Genomic DNA, 19449 nt, shown 5'->3' on the forward strand with positions numbered 1-19449 from the left:
GGTTTAAGGGCATGCCTGTATAGGCCAGGTGTCTGTTTTCGGTTCATGGTCTGACTAAACGACATAAAAAATCCGGAAACGAAACGCTTCCGGATTTTTATACAGTTGCTGGATTGTTTAATCGCCAATTATCAAAACGGCATCAACCCGTTTAGTGACTTGCCGGTCAGGTAAAGCACGATACTGATTAAGTCCGCACGCGCAGCGCTGCCTCAATCCTGTCAGCAATTCGGGTGACTAAGTAGGCAATTACCATGTAGAACACCACCGCAATCAGGAATGCTTCGAGATAATAGAAGTTCAGTGCTGCCGTCAATTGTGCCTGAGCAAAGATATCGACTACTTCGATGGCAAATGCCAGGGACAGCGCTTTCATGATCACCATAAAAGCATTTGCAAGATCGGGAATTGCCGCGACGATAATCTGCGGGAACATCACCCGGCGAAACAGCTGTCCGCCGCTGTAACCGAGTGACAGGGCGGCATCCGACTGGCCGTTGTCAAACGAGTTCAGTGCCCCTTTCCACACTTCAGCCTGGAATGCTGCGACGCAGGCGCTTAACGCCACGATAATGATCACCCAGTTCGGCAGCGAGTGTGCATTGACTTCCACGCCCAGTAACGTGGCAACAAAGTGCAGCGCCGGAGGCAAGCCGTAATAGGCGAGGAAAATGACCACTACCATCGGCACACCTTTGAAGGCGATTTTGTAGATAATCACCAGCTGGCGCAGCACCGGCATGCGGCGATGCTCAATAAAGGCAAACAGCCCGCCCAGTAGTGTCGAACAGATAAAAACTGTAACAGCCATCAACAGCGTCACTGGCACCGCATCAAGAATGCTCCAGAAGTCCGGCAGCAAAACCTCAGCATCAAACATGGTTTTTCTTCCTCACTCAAACGCTGGTGGTGAACTTCACGCGCGCAGCAGACTTCGAGCTGTATTTCGCATGACGTTGTTCAAAGAAGCGGATAACCAGCCATGCGACGCCGCACAGCAGCGAATAAAGTACGGCCAGCACGAGATAGGTGCCGAACTGATACTGGTTGTAATCGCGTTCCATAATCAGGTGCGCGGTCGCCATCACATCAGCTGCACCGATGTACATCACCAGTGCCACGTTGTGAATCAGATAGATGATTGCATTACCGTAACCCGGCAGCGCAAAGTGCACCGCCTGCGGGCCAACGACACGCAGCATTTTCTGGCGGAAACTGTAACCAAGGCTGTCGGTGGCATCGTGCTGACCACGTTCAACCGCGAGGTAAGCCGGGCGCATCACTTCCGATAAATAACCGCCGTGATACAGGCTCAGACCAATCATTGCCGCCACGTTGGCCGTGAAGAAGTCGTTAAAGCCAAAGTTATCGGTGATCAGTGGCATGCCGTAGAAAGCCACAAACAGCTGCAATACAACGGGCACGCTGCGGGCATAAGAAACGTAGAGATCGGCCAGCTGGCTGAGCACGGGAATACGGCGCACGCGGAAAAAGGTCGCGATCAGCGCCAGAAAAAACCCGACAATCATCGCCACAAACATGATGCCGAGCGTTAAAGGCAGTGCCGACAGCAGTTCTGGAATCATGGAGGAAAGATTCACGGTTAAACACTCCTGCTAATAAGGACAGCATGCGCCCGGCTCATCGCCGGACGCAGTGAATCTATTACTTCATGTATTTGGAGACGTCTTCGCCAAACCACTTTTGCGCCAGCTTATCGAGCGTGCCGTCCGCCTTCAGCTCTTTCAGCGTTTTCGTGATGTCATCATTCAGTGCCTGATTCTGAGCAGAACGGTGGATCAGAACATAGGTATTGTTAATGACCACCGGCTCACTGGCTTTGATAGCCAGCTTCTGGTTGTCGATTACCGTTTGCTCACCGAGGTTTGAAGGCAGGATGAGTGCGTCATATTTACCGTTCTGTACTTCTTTCAGACGATCCGGATAAGGCACCCCGGCGCTGGACGCTTTGATGGTGATCTTGTCGTTCGGGTTATCCTGTTGCCACTGGGTGACGAACTTATACACGCCCCCACCTGCGGTGACAGGCACGATCTTCTTGCCGACCAAATCTTTCATACCATTGATGTTGCTATCGCTGCGGCTGTAGATCTTCATCAGGCTGGCACCGATTGGCGCATCAGGTATCAGGAACTGTTTGCTGCGCGCAGGCGCTTTATAGTATCCGCCGGTGGCCATGTCATATTTGCCGGTTACCAGGCCGGTTTCCTGTGCGATATCCGCCGCACCTTCCATCACAAATTTGTACTGTGGCAGTTTCGCGTTGATGGCTTTCAGCACGTCCGGCTCGTATCCCTCGGGTTCGTGACCAATTGCGCCCCATGACAGCGGCTTGGATTCTGCAGCGGTGGCGATTTTGATAGTACGTACGGCGTCAGCAAAGCTGTTACCGCTGATCAGGGCCAGTGCGATGATGCCAGGCGCGGCCAGGCGACGTAATGTGGTTTTGATTGCAGGCATGTTTCTGATTCCTTTAATTATTAGAATACTTTTTCTGAGTTGAGGAACTGGGCAAGGCGCGGCAGCGTTGGGTTATCAAACATCTCTGCTGGCGTCCCCTGCGCCGCCACCACACCCTGATCCATAAACACGATGCGATTCGAAATGCTTTTCGCAAACTGCATTTCGTGCGTCACCAGCAGCGAGGTAATGCCGGATGACGCCACATCTTTAATCACTTTAAGCACTTCACCCACCAGCTCAGGATCGAGCGATGAGGTCGGTTCATCAAACAGCATCACATCCGGACGCACCGCCAACGCACGGGCGATACCGGTCCGCTGTAACTGGCCGCCCGATAACTGCGATGGATAGTGATCGAGCCGGGTTCCCAGGCCTACGCGTTCCAGCTCCTGCACGGCGATGTCGCGCGCTTGCTGTTTGGTTTTACGCTGGATAACAATCAACGGATCCATCACATTTTCCAGCACCGTCATATTTTTAAACACGTTAAACTGCTGAAACACCATGGCAGTGCGCAGACGGATAGCCTGAATCGCTGCTTTGTCGGGTGACTGATAATCCATGCGGATCTGGTCGAGTTGAATCGTCCCCGCTGACGGCTTCGCCAGGTAGTTAATGCAGCGCAGCAGCGTAGTTTTCCCCGTACCACTTGGCCCAATGATCGAAACCACATCGCCGCGTTTTACTGACAGATCGACACCTTTCAGAATCGGGTTACTTCCGTACGCGAGCGTAATATTGTTGAGTTCTAACATCCGGTGCAGCCCTTATTTGTTCAGGTCAGCATGGCCAAGCACATGCATCAGACGGTTGGCCCAGCCAAAGATGGCGATAGCGTGGATCAGATCGATAATCTCCTGATCGTTCATGCCGACGGCGCGAAGTGCGGCAACATCTTCCGGCGTGGCTTCAGACGGTGTGACCGATAAACGACGCGCAAAGTGATAAATAGCCGCGTCGCGTTCACCCAGCACGTCCGCACGGTCGAAATAGATGGCACTGACCACGGCGTCGCTGTCGGCCAGCTGTGCATGACGGCGCGCATGCACCACCGCACAGTAGCGGCAACCGTTAACAATGGAAGCACCCAGTGCGCCAAGTTCACGATCCGCGCGGTTCAGACCACCGTCAACATACATAATGGCGTTGAATAAACCGGTACGCGCAGTGTAGCTCTCTGGATCGTGTACCAGCGTGCGCACATACTCTGAGATCTTCTTGTTGGACGGCGTCACTTTCATCGCATCAAGCTGTGCCGGCGTTGCCTGTTCAACCTCTACGGGTGTGATATAGGGATGCCAGTGCAGCGGCTTGAGATTAACCGACGGAATCATGCGGACCTCATCAGACGTAAGCCAGCCGCGACCCGCGTCTGGAAGTTAAGAAAGGCGATCAGTTCAGAGAGCGCGACAATTTGCGGGTTGCTCAAGCCGGCCTGCTCCAGCAGGCGAATGTGCTGTTCAGTCGCCTGAATCGGGTGCTGTGTCACCATGTCAGCATGGCGTGCAATCGATGCCAGCGGTTCCTCATGCACAGGATTACCGGCCGCGAGCGCCAGTAACGCGTCAGACGGGTTCAACACTGCCAGCTGTGCATGATAATCGCGTTGCAGCGGTTCATCCGCGTTCAAGACCGCCATACGTTGCGCCAGCGCCAGACGGAGAACCGCAGGCAAACCCTGTTCGTCTTCCGGCGTTAACACTGACAGACGGCACGCTTCTGCACCCTCAACAAATTCGGGACGCAGGCGGCGCGTCTGATACAACGCCTCTTCAGGTACTAATCCGGCTGCCTGATCAATAACGTCGCTCACAACGCGTTCTCCTGTTTTAGTTGCGGGGTTGAATCTACCCATTCATCGCCCAGTAATTCCGGGGTGTTAAAAGCCTGTAAGTTGGCGTAGTGCTGCCCGACGTCATCGGCAAACAGTGAAGCAGCAATGCCGCGCACCAGGCGTTCCGCTCCTGCACTCACTGCAGGAATATCGCCAGAAACTTTGCCGTGCGTCAGCATCGCAGCATCATTGAAACAGTGAATGTGTGCCAGTATCGGGCAGGCACCCGGCGTCAATTCGCGGAATTCAAACGAAGGACCGAGATCCGGCGCTTCCAGCAGGCTGTGTCGTGCAGTCCCCATTTCCGGCTGATAGCGTCCGTCGGACCAGCTACGAATATGTGGCGCAATGGCAGCAAACTCCGGACGACCGTGAAAATCGTTGGTGAAGCCGGTGGCGGCGATCAGGAAGTCGTAGCGCAATACGCCCTGGGTCGTTTCGATCAGCAAGCCATCGGCTTCCTGCTTAACGGCCTTGATGGCGCAGTCGAGGAAGAAGCGTGCATTGTCATGACGGGATACGCGCAGGGTTGAAGCACGCGGCGGCGGCGTTTGCGTCGCGGCGGTGTAATCGACAAACTTCCACTTCCAGACGTCGGGGAGTTGATACATGCCATGCACCACGCCCTGACTGCCAATGCCCGTCATCTTATTAATGCGCGGCATTTCTTTACGTCGGATCAGCAGATCGACTGCGGCAGCGCCCTGCTCCAGGGCGGTGGCAGCGTTATCCATCGACGATGCGCCTGCGCCAATCACCGCGACGCGTTTGCCCTGTAATGCGGCAAAATTGATGTTATCGGCGGAGTGTGCCCAGAACTGGCGATCGATACCTTGCAGGAAATCCGGGACGGCAAAACCACCGAGTCCTGAACGCCCGGTAGCCAGCACCAATCGGCGTGTGTAGACGCGCCCGGTTTCGGCACCGTCCAGATCGAGCGCAATGAGATCCCCGGCCTGCGCGATATGGGTGACACGCACGTTGTTCTGCACCGGCAGATTCAATACCCTGCGGTACCAAATCAGGTAATCCATCCACTGCGCTTTAGGAATTTTGTCCAGTGCTTCCCATGCTTCATTCCCCCACTGTGCCGTGAACCATGCACGGAAGGTCAGCTGCGCGAGACCCAGAGCCGGACCGTGAAGCGTTTTCGGCGAGCGCAGCGTTTCCATGCGCGCAAAAGTAACCCACGGCCCTTCCAGCCCTGCGGGCGCAGCGTCATAGGCCACCACATTGCTAATGCCGGTGAACTGTAATTTAGCGAGCGCTGCCAGACCGCACATGCCCGCACCAATCACCACTACATCGCGAACGGGTGCGCTCTGATAAGTCCGTTCCGGTACCCATGATTTGGCAGGCAGCTCCAGAAACTCCAGATCCTGCTGAAGCTGAGCTTCCAGCGCATCAAGACCTTTGGCGACAAATGTCATAAAGCAATCCCCTGGTGTCAGCGATCGCATGAGAGCGAGCGAAAACGGTCAATGTGCGTCAATGAGACGGCCTTTGATTATCTTCAAAACACATAATAGGCGGCTAACAATCATTAAAACGCATAGTAAGAACTAAGTTTTCGCATAATCCTCTTGCCCTAATTCAGAGTCAATAACTCCGCTCAGGATTCGACCAATGGATTTCTTATATCTTATGCTGAAAAAGCTATAAGCATTGAATAGGAAGGGGTTTTTTATAAATGGGTGTCTGGTTCTGCCTTAATACCTGCAGTAAAAACGATCTCTATATCGCAGCCTTCCACTTGATAGTGACGTTAAAACGAAAACCGTTATTAATCCTGATTGATGATTCGCATAATGCGAGGGTGTTCACTGGCAGTCAGACGTTTAAATCCAGGCAGCAACTGCGCGGCGGCATCTGCCAGCGCCTCCACCAGCGCCTGCGCCGCGCTGGAAAGCTGGCGGCCCTGAGGCGTGATCACACCAAAAAAGTAAGGGATATCTTCCTGAAGCGGGCGGATCGCCACACCGGCCAGCGGCATGCCCCAGCCTGTAACCGGTTCGAGGATCGCTACACCTAATCCAGCCCGCACGCAGCCCAGAATATTCGCCGACGAATTGGTTTCAATAGTTTCCATCAGCGGCGCTTTGACCTTCTTCAGCGCTTTATCATAGCGGCCACGCAAACGCTGCGGACTCCAGGGGGCAATTAAACGGCGGCCTGCTAACTGACTCAGCGATAGCGTACTGTTCAATGCCAGCTCATCTTTTTCCGGCAGCGCGACCACGCACTGCGACTGTCCAATCCAGTGCAACTCAACCGCGTGATGTTCAAGCGGCAAACTGCACAAACCGATGTCAGCCTCTGCGGTGATCACCGCATGCGCCGTCTGAACGGCGGATTCACTGATGATTTGCACTTTGTTTTGCAGATTCAGCGCAGCCAGTGCCTGTGGCAATAAGCCGGCAGCCAGCGCGGGCGTAGCCGCAATACTGAGCGGGCGATGCTGCTGATGCGCAATTTCCTGAGCACGCAAGCGTATCTGCTGTAATGACAGCAGCGCTTTTTGCACATACTGATGCAGCTGCAAGGCCTCTTCTGAGGGATGAATGCGCGGACCATTACGAATAAACAGTGGGTAACCCAGCGACTGCTCCAGCTCCTGAATCAGACGGGAAACGGCGGGTTGTGAGCGGTTTAGCACTTTGGCTGCCGCGGTGACGCTGCCCGCAGAGATTACCGCCGAGAAGGCTTCCAGCTGACGCAGATCGAGGTCATTTAACAAAGTCATCGCGAGGATTCTTCCCTAAGTCATTGATCGTTCCCGATAAACACACGGGAAAAAATCCATCATAGAGAGAGTTTGTCAAATTAGCCATAACGACAAAAATCGCGTGGCAGTTGCCGATTCGTCACGGCGTGTATCCGGCGACTAAATGCAGGGGCAAGCTCAGCGATTTCTTCCTGCACGCCTGGCGGCATCTCTTTGCAAATTGAACCGTCTTATATCTGACACCCCTACTCCTTGCGGCAGTCGTCTTTGAAATTGCGTCGGGTACCGGGTTATCGGCTTTAAACGTTGGCAGATCGTTTAATAACGGCAATGCGTTTTCAGGGTTCTGCTGGTTATTTATTTTAATGGGCACCATCTGATATTAATCATCACGACACTTTCAGGTCACAGGCCAGAAATTTGAATACGGTGTGCATATGTTCAATTCTGATAAGGTAAAAGATCTTTTAAAAAAACGTCCTTTTTCGATCCAGCCGCAGACTACCCTCTCGTCGGTGCATTCAAGCACAATCATTTTTTTTCTTCTGTTTCGTCGACGAACAATGGTGCCAACCGCAATCATGCGGATGCCTTAACCGAGAGTTGCCCGGCTTTATTATAATTTTCCGCCAGTATCGTCCTGACAATAAAATCGTTAGTGCTTTGAAGTTCTTTTATCTCAGGCTGAAGTTTTCCATAAATCCTCATGCCCTCCAGCATCATAAAAATGCTTTGAGCCATGACCCTGGCATGTTCATCCTGCCGAAAGATACCCTCCTGCTGACCTCTTACTAATATCCATTCTAATTCATTGATAATATTATTGAATTTAGAAGATACTTTTGATTTTACCTCTTCGTCCCCAGGTAAAAGCTCACTGGCTGCTGCAATAGTAAAGCAGCCTTTCTCTCCCAAAGGAGCAGATGATAGCTGGGCCACAAATTCAAGCATTTCTCGCAGCGCTGCCTCAGGCGACATTTCTGCATTTCGCTTTGCCGTTCTTGAATTGCCATCCTCCATGTAGCGCTGTAATGCAGCAAGGTATATAGCGCGCTTATCCGGATAAAGCTTATAAATACTGGCACTCGCCAGGCCTGAGGCTTTCATGAGGTCAGCCATCGATGTCGCCTGGTATCCGTTTCGCCAGAAACATTCAAGTGCTGTATTGAGAAACACGTCTGGATCGAACTCTCTCGGTCTTCCCGCAGCTGCTTTCATAGGGCTCTCCTCTGTGAACAGGAGCATTGTAGATCGACCAATCTACAATTAAAAGGTTTTGAGTGGACTCTGCGTCCATCACTATGAATTTAAGCAATCGCGAGACCGCTATTATCACTGACAGAAGTAAACTCAATCACAGCGGTGCATGAGGCACAGGAATATGTAATCAATAAACATGAATCTGACCCTTACAATTCGCCTGATGCAAGGGCTGTTGAAGCGGTCCGCCATCAATCAGGCGCGTGCGCGTTAACTGATGGCAGACTGACTATAATCACTGGCTGTTATGCTCAGAGCACGCAGCCACGATCATTAATGAGAGTTGTTATCCGATATTTTCAGCTGCGACCTGGCATTATAAAAACGTCGGTAAGATAAGTAGACCGCGATGATTGTTGACAGGCTGGCGGTTCCAATCAGCATGAACGTCACCATAATCTGATACTTAATTGCCTTGAGCGGATCGATTCCTGCGAAGATCAATCCTGACATCATCCCAGGAAGGCTGACCAGTCCGACCGTTTTGGCCGCATCTACCGTGGGGATCAGAGCTGTACGAATGCTGTCAGCAATAATACGGCCCGACGACAACTTCACTGATGCGCCCAGGCTCAGCATCTCCATAATTTTCTGGTGATTATCGCTGAAACGCTGGTTCAGATTGCTGTAACAGAGCCCTACCGCGACCATGGCATTACCGGCAATCATGCCTGAGATGGGAATGACCTGCATCGGCACAAAGGCGATTGCGCCGCTAAGCCCCAGAATCGTCAGTGTGATGACGGTGCCACTGAAAATAGCGACAAAGGATATCGCAAAGGCGTTATCGATATTCCGACCGCGCTTGCGTGCATTGATTGCGGCATTTACGCAGATAAACAACACCATCACTACCGTCAGCCAGCTGTTATTAACGTCGAAAATTGACTTCAGCACGAAGCCAACAATAATCAGCTGGATAATCGCCCGGCATACACTCCAGATAATATCTTTACTCATGCCGAGCTTTTCTTTCTGACTGATTAGCAAAGCAATGACGACCAGCGTCAATGAGAGCAACAGTGAGGTGTCACTAATATTATGTTGATTCACGCTGATGCTCCTCTTCGGGCGCTGCCAGACGAAGCACATTCCCGGCCTGCTCAATGTCATTTACATCGTGACTGATACGCACCACCGCCACCTTGTCTTCAACTGAAATTCTGTTAATCAATGAAAGCACCGCCAGCCTGTTTACGTCATCAAGGGCGCTGGTGACTTCATCCAGTAGCAAAATATCCGGCATAAACTGCAGATTACGAAGCAGCCCGATACGCTGCTTTTCCCCACCGGAGAGCTGTTCAACAGATTTATTCAGCATATCGGGTGAGAGATTGACACTCTCAAGGTGAGCAACAAGCCTTTCCCGATGCGGTTTCTGGCGCCGGATCTGCCAGGGAAGCGCGAGGTTGTCGTAAACCGTCTGACCAAACAGCTGCGGTGTCTGAAAACAGTACGAGACCTGCTGGCGATACGCCTCTGCGTCCAGGGTGGTGATGTCGTGGTTTTTGAAGAAGAGTTGCCCGGAATCTGGCGTAATGAGGGAAGCCATAATTTTTAAAAGTGTACTTTTTCCACTGCCAGAAGGGCCGGTCAGTAATACGCAATCGCCCTGATGTAACTGCAGAGATACCGGTCGTAGTAGCTGACGATCTCCGACTGAAAAAGTGACCTCCTGCACATCGAGCAGGGGCAAAACTCTGTCCATATTTACGCCTCAGGACCTTAAGAGAAAGTGGCAGGATTTTTGCGTCAGACGGAATCAGACACTGCCTTTCATGGGCCGGATACACGTGGTGTGCTTTGCCGCCCATTTACAGCGCGAATGGCGGGTTAAGCGCATCGGACTGCGAGACATAAGAGTAGTCATTTCAGAACGGCTAATCATCTTCTGAGTTAAAAATGAGTGGATTGAAACAGCTGTGGGTCGTTCCTCCGCAAAAAGCAAGAGGGTCAGACAAAGGTGGCTGACCCGCTGCGGCAATTATTTGTTTTCCCAATGGGTAGAAACGGGATTTGTGACCGTATTCATTTCCTGTGTATAGGTGCCGTTCTGCTGTGCGATGGCCTCGCCGGTGTCGACAATCGCATTCTGAATGAAAACGTTCTGCTTTTCACTTTTGATAAACGTTAACTGGTGAAAGGCCGTTTTATTGCCCCAGTCAGCAGAAGGCAGAGAGATAAAACGCACGGTGAACGTTTCATCATCAAACTTGCCCTGCATAACGTAAACGCCGTAGTGGTTTTCGCCCTGAGAAATGATCTTATAGGTGCCATTGTCGTAATAATAGATCTCAGCGTCCGGAAACGGCTTTTTGTCATACATTTTGCGGTAGTGCAGCACCTGTTTGATGGTGGGCTGCCCGAAACTGACAGTCAGGTTTTTACCATCCGCTGAGGTCGTCAGACCTTCAGCATGAACACTGCTCATCAGCATTAACAGGCTGGTTGTAACCATTGCAGTTGCTTTCACTCTCTTTCTCCTGATCGGATCACGGGAACAACAAACGTATAACACGACAGAACTTACACGGCAGTGCGTGTCGGTTGAAGAGGCAGATAACACCTCATTACACATTGTTATAATCACTAAAGGTGACCAGGTTGTTACAGAATGACAGCTCCGCAAATGATGCCAGGCTGTCACTGGATTTAATTCAGTAAACCAGCCCCGACATTCACCGATAAACCCAGAATAGCCAGATTGAAAATAAAGGAGATAACAGATTGCAGTAATGCGAGTTTACGCATCTCTGTGGTTCCGGTGGCAACGTCCGCAGTTTGTGACGCAACCGCGATGGTGAATGAAAAGTAGAGGAAATCCCAGTAGCCCGGATCCGTCGTTTTATCGGGGAATATCAACGGACTCACATGTTCACTCCGGTTAAGGTAGTGCTGATGAGCATAGTGCATCGCAAATGAACTGGGCAACATGGCCCAGGATGCGATCAATGTCATTGCTGTCAGCAACAAATGCAGGAGTCGTGGTGTGCCGGTCAATCCTTTCAGGGTAGGGAGTTCACTCAGAATAGCCACAATACTGACCATACACGCCACAATCACGATTCCCAGCACCAGCGCGGCACTCTGATCCTGCAGCTGAGCAATACGCTTAATTCCCGTTGCATCGGTTCGCAGCATACGAACCCAGAGAATGCAGAGATAGAGCCAGGCCCACACATTCCAGCTAATCAACAAACGCTGCATCTGACCCAACTGAGCAGAGAGCAAAAAGTAGCACATTAAACCGGCAGCAACAGAGAGCACCAGACGCAAGCGGGTATACAGCGTGGAGGTTAAAGATGTCGGCATCGTAAAGCCATTATGGTTTAGTCAGAATGATATCCACTTTAGCTAAAACCGGGTAAAAATTATAAATAAAGAATCAATACTTACACTTTTTAAGTATCCGCCAGGATTCGGTTCCAGAACGTGAAATGTGTAAAAAGCGCAGCGAATCACTTATGCAGTAAAGTCTGCGGGTATTGAGAGGGTGAATAATCTAACGGTGTTTGTTCCATCAGGTATGGCTGCCGCTTTAGCAGTAGTTTTTTGGTGAATTATCTATTTCGCCTTTACGATTAAAACAGATGTTAATAATTCTCAATCACGCTAACCTGAAGGCAGTGAAAATAAATCTCCACCCTCTTTATTTTTATGGCGATTTCCAGCTCAATCAGGGTAATAAACAGATCGCCAGGCAATATCTGGAAAAAGCACTCAAAGCAGCGCCGCGTCCAGGGCGGGAAATCGCTGACAATGGACGGCATGCCGATATTGAACGTGATCTCAGCAAGCTTGATTAAGGTTTTTTAACGATGGCCCGCCGGTTCCCTCGTTGACTTTCGCACCGCGTCTATACTTTTTCGAGGGCGACTGATCGAGAGCCAATGACGTCATGATTTACAGATTGAGTGCCTGCTGCGGCCTGCTTTAAAACGTTAACGTCTGACACAAGAGGGATAAACGGTTGATACATGGAGAATCGCACAAAATTTCGCGATCTGGCTGGCTGCGAGCAGCCGTGCTGGGTGCCAATGATGGCATTGTTTCGACGGCAAGCCTTCTCACCGGTGTCGCTGCTGCTAACAGCGCTTTTCATAGTCTGCTTCTGACAGGCGTAGCCGGCGTGGTGGCCGGTGCCATGTCTATGGCGACAGGTGAGTACGTTTCTGTTTCCTCACAGGCTGACACCGAGCGCGCCGCTATTGCCGAAGAACAGGCCGAACTGGAAAGCAACTATCAGGCTGAAACACACGAGCTGGCAGCAATTTATACTCATCGCGGTTTGAATAAAGAATTAGCGCATGAGGTTGCCACCGCACTCATGAAACATGACGCTCTTGATGCGCATACGCGTGATGAACTTGGCATCTCTGATATCTCCAGCGCCCGGCCGCTTCAGGCTGCACTGTTCTCTGCAGGCAGTTTTACGGTGGGGGCATTAATTCCGCTTATTGTCGCTCTGACTTATTCAGGTATTGCGGGTATTGTTATCTCGGCTCTGCTGGCGCTGATGATTTTAGGGGCTGTCGCCGCCAGAGCCGGCGGAGCACCAGTCATACGCAGCATCATCCGTGTCAGTTTCTGGAGCAGTCTCGCAATGGCGCTGTCCGGTGTGACTGGCGCTTTGTTTGGCCATTTCGCAGGGTGAATTAAGGTGACGCGTAAGCGTCACCTTAACTACATAAGCTGAATACCAAAGCGCTTTAAAAACAGCGCCCAGAGAGCAAAGAGGATGACAGTGATTACGCAGGATATCAGTAGCGTCAGCCAGAAGCCGGTTCGCTGATAGAGGCAGGGAAAAAGAACGAACATCGGCAGTGTCGGCACCACATACCAGAAAGTGTACCAGGCATGAGCGCTGATTTTTTCCTGTGTCTGCCCTTCCAGCTTCATCCAGATCAGCACCAGAAGAGTGACCAGCGGTAAGGCGGCAAGCAGGCCGCCCAGTCGATCGCTGCGCTTCGCCGCTTCTGATATCAGTACGACCATAAACGCCGTAATGGCATATTTCGCTATCAACCAGAGCATGATTCTCCTCAAAATTCCTGTACATCTCACCGACGAGTGCAGGATCGTGAACGATCAACACGCTCTGATTATCAGGCCACGCGCTTACGGCATCATCCTGCGCAACGTGTCATCTTTCAGAAAATAGTGATGGAACAACGCCGCCACCGCATGCAGACCAATTAACCAGTATCCCAGTGGCGCCAGGGTTTCGTGCCAGTCAATTAACATACTGGCAGAGGCAGGGTCCGGAATCGTCGCGACAGGCATGTTAAGCCCAAACAGGGACCACTCTTTTCCGCGCAGGTAACGTGAACTCAGCCCCAGGATCGGTAATACAACAAAAAGTGCATACAGCAAGGTGTGCACCAGATGCGAAATACCCGTCTGCCATGGCGCAACAGGTGGCGTGATCGGCGGGGTTTTCGTGCGGGTGCGCAAAAAAAGACGGGCTATCATCAGGAGCAATATGCAGAAACCTGCTGAAAAGTGAGTAATCATAACCACATTTCGCTGCCAGGTGCCCTTGTCTGCCATCCAGCGCAGCTCAATCGTAGCGTAAGCCACGGTGATCAACAGAACCGTAAGCCAGTGAAAAAGAATTTGCGAACCTTTGTATTTGCTCAACATCGATAAACTCCAGTGACTATTTTTATATGTCACTATACCAGCAAATAATTAGATGTTTATTAGCAATTTACCTGTGATTTTAAAGCTTAATAACTCAGCTGCAAAGCAGCCATCCGATGCTTCACAGCATCTGGCTATGGCCTGATTGCACGCTTCGTTAGTTTCACGCTGTAATGCATCCCCTTCACCTTCTCAGACGCATTTGTGGCTGAAAAAACCCTCTATTTAACAATCTGATTACATTCATTTACTGCCCAGATGTGTTGCATCTCAGGTTCAGTTTGCATGACGGTAGCGCGTTGTGGCTCTATACACGCTTAACAGGTTAAACAGCTGCTTTGATTGTGTTACGCAGTAAGTAACAATTTTCACGCAATTTACGACAATTTAACACCATGGGGTTCAGGCAATGCGAATTGCGATACTGGCTATTGAGGGCAGCGTTCTCTCAGCCATTTCAGGAATAGCAGACATGTTCTGGATAGCGAATTATGCCGTTGCTTCCAGTCCACAACATGCAGCCCGGTTTGAAAACGACCCTTTCCAGACCGTTATCGTCAGTCCGGATGGTGGCCCCGTATGGGACGTTCAGGGCCGTCTCATTCACATTGACAGCTCCTTTCAGTCAGTTGGTCAACCTGATGTCATTATTGCCCCCGGCATGGTGCTGGGAAACAACCGGGAGCCCGTGAATATGCTGGGCGTAAAAGAGGCCGCCGTCTGGTTAAGGAAGCAATATGACGCCGGTTCTATCGTCGCCTCAACAGGTACAGGTGGGTTCATACTGGGCGAAGCAGGTTTGCTTGACGGAAAGTCTTTTTCAACAACGTGGTGGTTTTATCACACCATGCGGGAACGCTACCCACTTGCCCAGTCTCAATGGGGTAAGGTGCTTGAGGAAGATGGACGGGTATTGACCACCGGCGGATGTTTCTCATGGATTTCGCTGGTTCTGCATATTATTCAGAAAGGCGCTGGAGCCGATGTGGCAAAACTTGCCGCAGGCATGTCGCTAACGGACAACGACTCTTTATGCCAGCACCTTTATGTCCCTCCCGGGCTGGCAGATAATGGCCACCCGCTTTTATTACGTGCTCAGGACATCATACGGTTTAAAAACCCCTCTATCAGCGCGGCAAAACTGGCTGAAGCACTCAATACCACTGAACGCACGCTGCAACGAAAACTTAAAGCGCTCACGCAGGAAAAGCCTAAAGAATTCATCACCCGCATAAGAATAGAATCTGCCTGTGTCATGCTCGCGAATCCTACGATCAGCATACGTCAGGTGGTGACAGAGTGTGGCTATTCAGAAGAGACAGCCTTCAGAAAAGCATTCACACAGATAATGGGAATGGCGCCAGCACGTTACCGCCAATGGCTTGCCGACAAAGCCTCACCACAAGGCTAAAACATACCGGCATTTACAGATGGGATACTGGATGAACTGGCAGCAGGTTATTATGAGGTGATGATCACTTAGCGTTATCAATATAAACTCTGGATTAAAGCCCCCTTTCTGCAGGCCGTAATCAGTTAAACTGATTACGGCTCCTGCACTCGTTCACTTTATTTGAACTATATTTTCCTGTTACATTGCCGATATAACGACATGTTTATTTTTCCGAGTATTAACGTTTACCGTTATTACCTGGCGTCACACTGATAATTTACGCTAACCCGATCATCTTGACATAAAATTGATGATTAGATTACAGTGTATTAGCTGTTGCGCTACACAATCTATTTTAGAAAAAAAGGTGATATTACGTCATTCATTATTTATATGATTGACCGAAATCCTTCAGACAAAAATTTAGCCATTGACCCAGTGTTTTTTGGGAAAAATTAATTTCTTTTAAACCACATAACACCAGGGGAGAAATGATGAAGGCAAGGCACGCAACTATAATTTCAGAAGCCTTTCAACACCCTGAGCGTGCGGATAAAAAGAAATTATGGGCGTCATTGATCATTTCATCAATTCTGGTCGCTTTGTCAGCGATCTTTTTTTACTGCATTAATTCATCCTCTGACGACAAACAAAGAACCCGGACACTGGAGAACCTGGTAATAAAAATCGACGGAATTCTGGCGGACGCGATCGAAAGTGCCACCGCACTAATAAAAACGGGGACAGACTGCACAAGCCAGCAACTGCAGTCAATAAAAAAAACCGTTCAGACAAACGGCTATATTCGATCGCTGACTCTGTTTGATGCCTCCGGGAATATTTACTGCTCCTCATCGACAGGTCAGACCTTCATTCCAAACGAAAGGGTTAACCTGAACATCAGGCACGATATCAGAAAACGCATCGAAAAAAATGAAAAAGGAATTTCAATAAAACTCATATCCGGCTCCAATCGCGTGCCAGATAAAAATGCAATGGTGATTTTAATACCTTTCAATAATGGCATAATGACACTTGCAATAGATGCCGGATATTTTACGACACCACTCAGCACAATCCATCTGGTAAGCAACAAAATTTATACACTTGAAGCAGATGGAATGCGACTCTCCTGGCATGGTTTAACAGCATCTTCTTCGGTGGAAGAAAATGGTTATTTAAAAAAATCCACCCTGTTTCCGTACAAAATAATAGAGACCTCATCAGAAAATACCGATGGCATTGACCATACTATAATCTCTGCTGGTTTTTTTTCTTCCCTGTTTCTGGCATTTTTCCTTACCTCACGCTGGACACTCAACCGATTCTACTCCAGAAAGCGTTACATCATTAACGCCCTTAGAGACAAGGCTTTCTCTTTTGACATACAACCGGTATTCAGCCTGAACGAAAAACGCCTTATGGGAGGCGAGGTTTTGATACGCTGGAGAGTGAGCCCGTCCATAATGATATCGCCCCACCTTTTTATTCCTGTTGCTGAAAAACATAATATCGTGAACAAACTGGCAGAGTTTCTTTTAACCGATATTGCTGACAGAATCTTAGCAGGAAGTCTGATACTTCCGCCTTCGTTCAGGCTTAACTTTAATGTTCATTCCTCTCACTTTGAACAGGAATCTCTTATCATTGCCTGTCAGTACTTTCTGAATGCCACGGCAGCCTGCAAAATAAAACTGGTGCTGGAATTAACTGAACGCCAGGAACTGGCGCAGCAGATGAGCGTAAAGACAACTCTCAGCGTTTTAATCGCAGCGGGTGTTGAGATGGCCGTGGATGATTTCGGAACCGGCAGTTCAGGGCTTCGCTATCTTTACAACAGCAACTTCAGGTGCATAAAAATTGATAAAAGCCTGACTGAAGAAGCCATTTCTAACCCACTTGCCTGCACAGTAATGGAGTCCAGTATTCAACTGGCCCAGAAACTGGGTAAAGTCATTGTCGTAGAGGGAATTGAAACACAACAGCAGTTAGAACTTATCAGCCGAATGGATCTGAAAAATGAAGTTCTGATACAGGGATATCTGTGGTCGCGCCCACTCTGCCCACAACAATTTGGTTATTTCATAAATCATAATGCATGAATGAACACATTAATGCTTAGGGTAACCATTGCGGCATTACCCCCCTTTTCATTTTCACCACACACTCACCAGGAACGTTAATAATGAACAGAGTTAAGCAGGTTTTTGAAAATCTAAAGATCAGATCAAAGCTTGGAATTTCTTATTTCGCACTGATTTCTTTTCTGCTTGTCAGCGTCCTTATCGGACTCAACGCGCTGGGAATGGCCAGAACAAGTATCACCGGTATGATTAACGACGACTATCCAACGATATCTTTAGGCAATGACCTTATTCAGAATATAAATCAGGGTGTCCAGCTACAGCTGATGCTGATAAATGCCGAAGATCCCGTTTCCAAAGTGACCATTGAGCGTGAGATGCTGGAAAAAACAAAGAATATCAGCACCACGTTTGGCGAACTGCGGCGTCTTGCAGACGACAGTGACTCACAGAGGATCCTTGATGATATTGAGGTCAAACGCCGCGAATTTCTGAGTTCGCGCCAGGATTTCCTGTCGCGCCTGGCCGTAAATAAAGCGGAGGCAAACTCGTTTTATCTCAACTCAACAGTGAAACTACAGGATGCGTATGTTAAGCAAGTATCGAATTTCATCGGGTTACAGGAAGCCCAGATGAAAAGCTCCTATGAAAGTTTCACTACGCGATATAACAGCGTACGCAAGGAGATTATTTTCATCTCTCTGTTCAGCATCCTGACAGCCATTACGCTGGCACTGTTTATTACCCGATCGATTACTGCCCCGCTTTATGACGTTATCGCCCGGGTACAGCGAGTCGCTGAAGGGCACCTCACTAACAGTATCAGCACGCAACGTCGGGATGAGACAGGACTTCTCATGAACGCCATTGGCGCCATGCAAACTAATCTCAGTGTGATGGTCCGTCAGATACGCGAAGGTGCAGAAAATATCGCTACCGGGGCCCATCAGATACTCGCCGGCACCCGTAATTTATCGGAACGAACGGAAGAGCAGGCCAGCTCGGTAGAGGAAACGGCTGCCTCTGTTGAGCAGTTTACCGCCACCATTGCCCACACCCGCAGCAATACGCGCTTTGCCTCCACGCTCTCAGCGCAGGCTGAGAATGCCGTCAGTCAAAACGGTGAAATGATGCAGGCCGTGACGGTTAAGATGAATGAAATCGAAGCCTCCTCACGTCAGATGGCGGAAATACTGACCTTGATTGACTCGATTGCGTTCCAGACCAATATTCTGGCGCTCAATGCGGCGGTTGAAGCAGCGCGTGCCGGTGAGCATGGCCGGGGATTTGCGGTAGTGGCGCAGGAGGTTCGTTCCCTGTCACAGAAGACGGCCACTTCATCCAGCGAGATAAAAGCGTTGATTGAAAAGTCTTCATCCCAGACACGAGACGGACAAAGAATGGCAACGGACGCAAACCAGTTGATGGGCGGCATGATCAGCAACGTTTCTGAGATGAAAACAATCCTGAGCCAAATCGATCAGGCTGCCGTCGAACAGGCGGACGGTATTGCTCAGATTAATATTGCCATTACGCAGATCGACACCACCACCCAGCAGAACGCCGCTCTTGTAGAGGAATCGCTTGCTGCTTCCGCCATGCTGAATGATCAGGCCGTTATCATGATGCGTACGGTAAGCGCATTCAGGACTGAGGACGCCCCGTCAGAGAATGTTCAGGGATTGAGCAATCACAAAGAAATAACTTACGCCACGGCGTGATGAACCTGATTAACTCAGGTTTCAGGTAGCCATTCTCTCACGCCACACGCAGATTATCGTGCAGGCAAAGCCATCCTCTGTGGTGGCTTTTCTCGCTTTCGTATTTTGAAATTTGGTTGATCAGGCAGTAACCGCCAGCGTGTCGCCCGCATATGTGAACAAACCTGCATAATTCCGGGACGTCTTATCCGCCGCCAAATCCGCTTCACGCCGTACTACTCACCTGAGTTGCGAAACCCCATCAGGATGTTGACCCACCAGAATATCCCGCTGAACCGCAGAAACAAATCAGACTGAGTGTTGAG

At 50.0% G+C, this 19449-nt stretch carries 20 protein-coding genes; 5 read left to right on the forward strand and 15 right to left on the reverse strand.

The window, feature by feature from the left end; translation table 11 throughout:
- Positions 1-187: 187 nt before the first annotated feature.
- The 13 genes from Q7C21_RS02815 to Q7C21_RS02875 form a co-directional block, all read right to left on the reverse strand.
- Positions 188-880, reverse strand: coding sequence for an amino acid ABC transporter permease (locus Q7C21_RS02815; protein ID WP_003855051.1), 693 nt, complete (start codon positions 878-880; stop codon positions 188-190).
- Positions 881-896: 16 nt separating this feature from the next.
- Positions 897-1586 carry an amino acid ABC transporter permease gene (locus Q7C21_RS02820; RefSeq protein WP_197066380.1) on the reverse strand — a complete coding sequence of 230 codons (690 nt, stop codon included), beginning with the start codon at positions 1584-1586 and terminating at the stop codon, positions 897-899.
- Positions 1587-1665: 79 nt separating this feature from the next.
- On the reverse strand, positions 1666-2481 hold the full coding sequence (locus tag Q7C21_RS02825; protein ID WP_003855047.1) for a transporter substrate-binding domain-containing protein: 816 nt from the start codon (positions 2479-2481) through the stop codon (positions 1666-1668).
- 20 nt (positions 2482-2501) lie between these two features.
- Positions 2502-3239 (reverse strand): amino acid ABC transporter ATP-binding protein, encoded by a 738-nt coding sequence (locus tag Q7C21_RS02830; protein ID WP_003855046.1) that lies wholly within the window; start codon positions 3237-3239, stop codon positions 2502-2504.
- Positions 3240-3251: 12 nt separating this feature from the next.
- On the reverse strand, positions 3252-3818 hold the full coding sequence (locus tag Q7C21_RS02835) for a peroxidase-related enzyme (protein ID WP_008924630.1): 567 nt from the start codon (positions 3816-3818) through the stop codon (positions 3252-3254).
- Positions 3815-4297, reverse strand: coding sequence for a CMD domain-containing protein (locus Q7C21_RS02840; protein ID WP_003855044.1), 483 nt, complete (start codon positions 4295-4297; stop codon positions 3815-3817). The genes Q7C21_RS02835 and Q7C21_RS02840 overlap by 4 nt, the downstream gene beginning before the upstream one ends.
- On the reverse strand, positions 4294-5748 hold the full coding sequence (locus tag Q7C21_RS02845) for an NAD(P)-binding domain-containing protein (protein WP_375150354.1): 1455 nt from the start codon (positions 5746-5748) through the stop codon (positions 4294-4296). Before Q7C21_RS02845 ends, Q7C21_RS02840 begins: the two co-directional genes overlap by 4 nt.
- 353 nt (positions 5749-6101) lie before the next feature.
- The gene (locus Q7C21_RS02850; RefSeq protein ID WP_105099765.1) at positions 6102-7061 is read right to left on the reverse strand and encodes a LysR family transcriptional regulator; all 960 of its coding nucleotides are present in this window, start codon (positions 7059-7061) and stop codon (positions 6102-6104) included.
- 561 nt (positions 7062-7622) lie between these two features.
- Complete coding sequence (locus tag Q7C21_RS02855; protein WP_008924628.1) at positions 7623-8261, reverse strand: TetR/AcrR family transcriptional regulator; 639 nt, start codon at positions 8259-8261, stop codon at positions 7623-7625.
- 315 nt (positions 8262-8576) lie between these two features.
- Entirely contained in the window at positions 8577-9356 is a 780-nt protein-coding gene (fetB, locus tag Q7C21_RS02860; RefSeq protein ID WP_375150355.1) for an iron export ABC transporter permease subunit FetB, read from the reverse strand.
- Positions 9343-10011, reverse strand: coding sequence for an ATP-binding cassette domain-containing protein (locus Q7C21_RS02865; RefSeq protein WP_003855039.1), 669 nt, complete (start codon positions 10009-10011; stop codon positions 9343-9345). The genes fetB and Q7C21_RS02865 overlap by 14 nt, the downstream gene beginning before the upstream one ends.
- Before the next feature lie 276 nt (positions 10012-10287).
- Entirely contained in the window at positions 10288-10776 is a 489-nt protein-coding gene (locus Q7C21_RS02870) for a hypothetical protein (RefSeq protein ID WP_003855038.1), read from the reverse strand.
- A gap of 179 nt (positions 10777-10955) precedes the next feature.
- Positions 10956-11615, reverse strand: a complete 660-nt coding sequence (locus Q7C21_RS02875) for a DUF1345 domain-containing protein (RefSeq protein WP_039661456.1) — start codon at positions 11613-11615, stop codon at positions 10956-10958.
- Positions 11616-11929: 314 nt separating this feature from the next.
- Between Q7C21_RS02875 and Q7C21_RS02880 the strand changes: the two genes are divergently transcribed.
- Both Q7C21_RS02880 and Q7C21_RS02885 read left to right on the forward strand, forming a co-directional pair.
- Positions 11930-12109, forward strand: a complete 180-nt coding sequence (locus Q7C21_RS02880; protein WP_156137312.1) for a hypothetical protein — start codon at positions 11930-11932, stop codon at positions 12107-12109.
- Positions 12110-12276: 167 nt separating this feature from the next.
- Entirely contained in the window at positions 12277-12957 is a 681-nt protein-coding gene (locus Q7C21_RS02885) for a VIT family protein (protein WP_375150471.1), read from the forward strand.
- A 29-nt stretch (positions 12958-12986) separates the two neighbouring features.
- On the opposite strand, the gene Q7C21_RS02890 is transcribed toward Q7C21_RS02885, so the two are convergent.
- Both Q7C21_RS02890 and cybB read right to left on the reverse strand, forming a co-directional pair.
- Complete coding sequence (locus tag Q7C21_RS02890; protein ID WP_105099771.1) at positions 12987-13337, reverse strand: DUF3147 family protein; 351 nt, start codon at positions 13335-13337, stop codon at positions 12987-12989.
- A gap of 84 nt (positions 13338-13421) precedes the next feature.
- Positions 13422-13946 carry a cytochrome b561 gene (gene cybB / locus Q7C21_RS02895; RefSeq protein ID WP_375150356.1) on the reverse strand — a complete coding sequence of 175 codons (525 nt, stop codon included), beginning with the start codon at positions 13944-13946 and terminating at the stop codon, positions 13422-13424.
- A gap of 409 nt (positions 13947-14355) precedes the next feature.
- Here cybB and Q7C21_RS02900 point away from each other — a divergent pair, with 409 nt between their 5' ends.
- The 3 genes from Q7C21_RS02900 (at position 14356) to Q7C21_RS02910 (ending at position 19144) form a co-directional block, all read left to right on the forward strand.
- Positions 14356-15357: a GlxA family transcriptional regulator gene (locus tag Q7C21_RS02900; protein ID WP_375150357.1), complete on the forward strand. Its 1002-nt coding sequence runs from the start codon at positions 14356-14358 to the stop codon at positions 15355-15357.
- A gap of 473 nt (positions 15358-15830) precedes the next feature.
- The gene (locus Q7C21_RS02905; RefSeq protein ID WP_039661458.1) at positions 15831-17441 is read left to right on the forward strand and encodes an EAL domain-containing protein; all 1611 of its coding nucleotides are present in this window, start codon (positions 15831-15833) and stop codon (positions 17439-17441) included.
- 83 nt (positions 17442-17524) lie between these two features.
- Positions 17525-19144 (forward strand): methyl-accepting chemotaxis protein, encoded by a 1620-nt coding sequence (locus Q7C21_RS02910; protein WP_008924621.1) that lies wholly within the window; start codon positions 17525-17527, stop codon positions 19142-19144.
- The last annotated feature ends 305 nt before the right edge of the window (positions 19145-19449 follow it).

Source organism: Pantoea sp. ANP04, assembly GCF_041982285.1.
Lineage (GTDB): Bacteria > Pseudomonadota > Gammaproteobacteria > Enterobacterales > Enterobacteriaceae > Pantoea > Pantoea eucalypti.

What these genes read in the sequence shown, in the direction of transcription:
- Q7C21_RS02905 (WP_039661458.1), top strand. Translation starts at nt 15,831, where the DNA reads ATGATGAAGGCAAGGCACGCAACTATAATTTCAGAAGCCTTTCAACAC.
- Q7C21_RS02890 (WP_105099771.1), bottom strand. Translation starts at nt 13,337, where the DNA reads ATGCTCTGGTTGATAGCGAAATATGCCATTACGGCGTTTATGGTCGTA.
- Q7C21_RS02850 (WP_105099765.1), bottom strand. Translation starts at nt 7,061, where the DNA reads ATGACTTTGTTAAATGACCTCGATCTGCGTCAGCTGGAAGCCTTCTCG.
- Q7C21_RS02875 (WP_039661456.1), bottom strand. Translation starts at nt 11,615, where the DNA reads ATGCCGACATCTTTAACCTCCACGCTGTATACCCGCTTGCGTCTGGTG.
- cybB (WP_375150356.1), bottom strand. Translation starts at nt 13,946, where the DNA reads ATGTTGAGCAAATACAAAGGTTCGCAAATTCTTTTTCACTGGCTTACG.
- Q7C21_RS02825 (WP_003855047.1), bottom strand. Translation starts at nt 2,481, where the DNA reads ATGCCTGCAATCAAAACCACATTACGTCGCCTGGCCGCGCCTGGCATC.
- Q7C21_RS02910 (WP_008924621.1), top strand. Translation starts at nt 17,525, where the DNA reads ATGAACAGAGTTAAGCAGGTTTTTGAAAATCTAAAGATCAGATCAAAG.
- Q7C21_RS02820 (WP_197066380.1), bottom strand. Translation starts at nt 1,586, where the DNA reads ATGATTCCAGAACTGCTGTCGGCACTGCCTTTAACGCTCGGCATCATG.
- Q7C21_RS02855 (WP_008924628.1), bottom strand. Translation starts at nt 8,261, where the DNA reads ATGAAAGCAGCTGCGGGAAGACCGAGAGAGTTCGATCCAGACGTGTTT.
- Q7C21_RS02830 (WP_003855046.1), bottom strand. Translation starts at nt 3,239, where the DNA reads ATGTTAGAACTCAACAATATTACGCTCGCGTACGGAAGTAACCCGATT.
- Q7C21_RS02865 (WP_003855039.1), bottom strand. Translation starts at nt 10,011, where the DNA reads ATGGACAGAGTTTTGCCCCTGCTCGATGTGCAGGAGGTCACTTTTTCA.
- Q7C21_RS02835 (WP_008924630.1), bottom strand. Translation starts at nt 3,818, where the DNA reads ATGATTCCGTCGGTTAATCTCAAGCCGCTGCACTGGCATCCCTATATC.
- Q7C21_RS02845 (WP_375150354.1), bottom strand. Translation starts at nt 5,748, where the DNA reads ATGACATTTGTCGCCAAAGGTCTTGATGCGCTGGAAGCTCAGCTTCAG.
- Q7C21_RS02815 (WP_003855051.1), bottom strand. Translation starts at nt 880, where the DNA reads ATGTTTGATGCTGAGGTTTTGCTGCCGGACTTCTGGAGCATTCTTGAT.
- Q7C21_RS02900 (WP_375150357.1), top strand. Translation starts at nt 14,356, where the DNA reads ATGCGAATTGCGATACTGGCTATTGAGGGCAGCGTTCTCTCAGCCATT.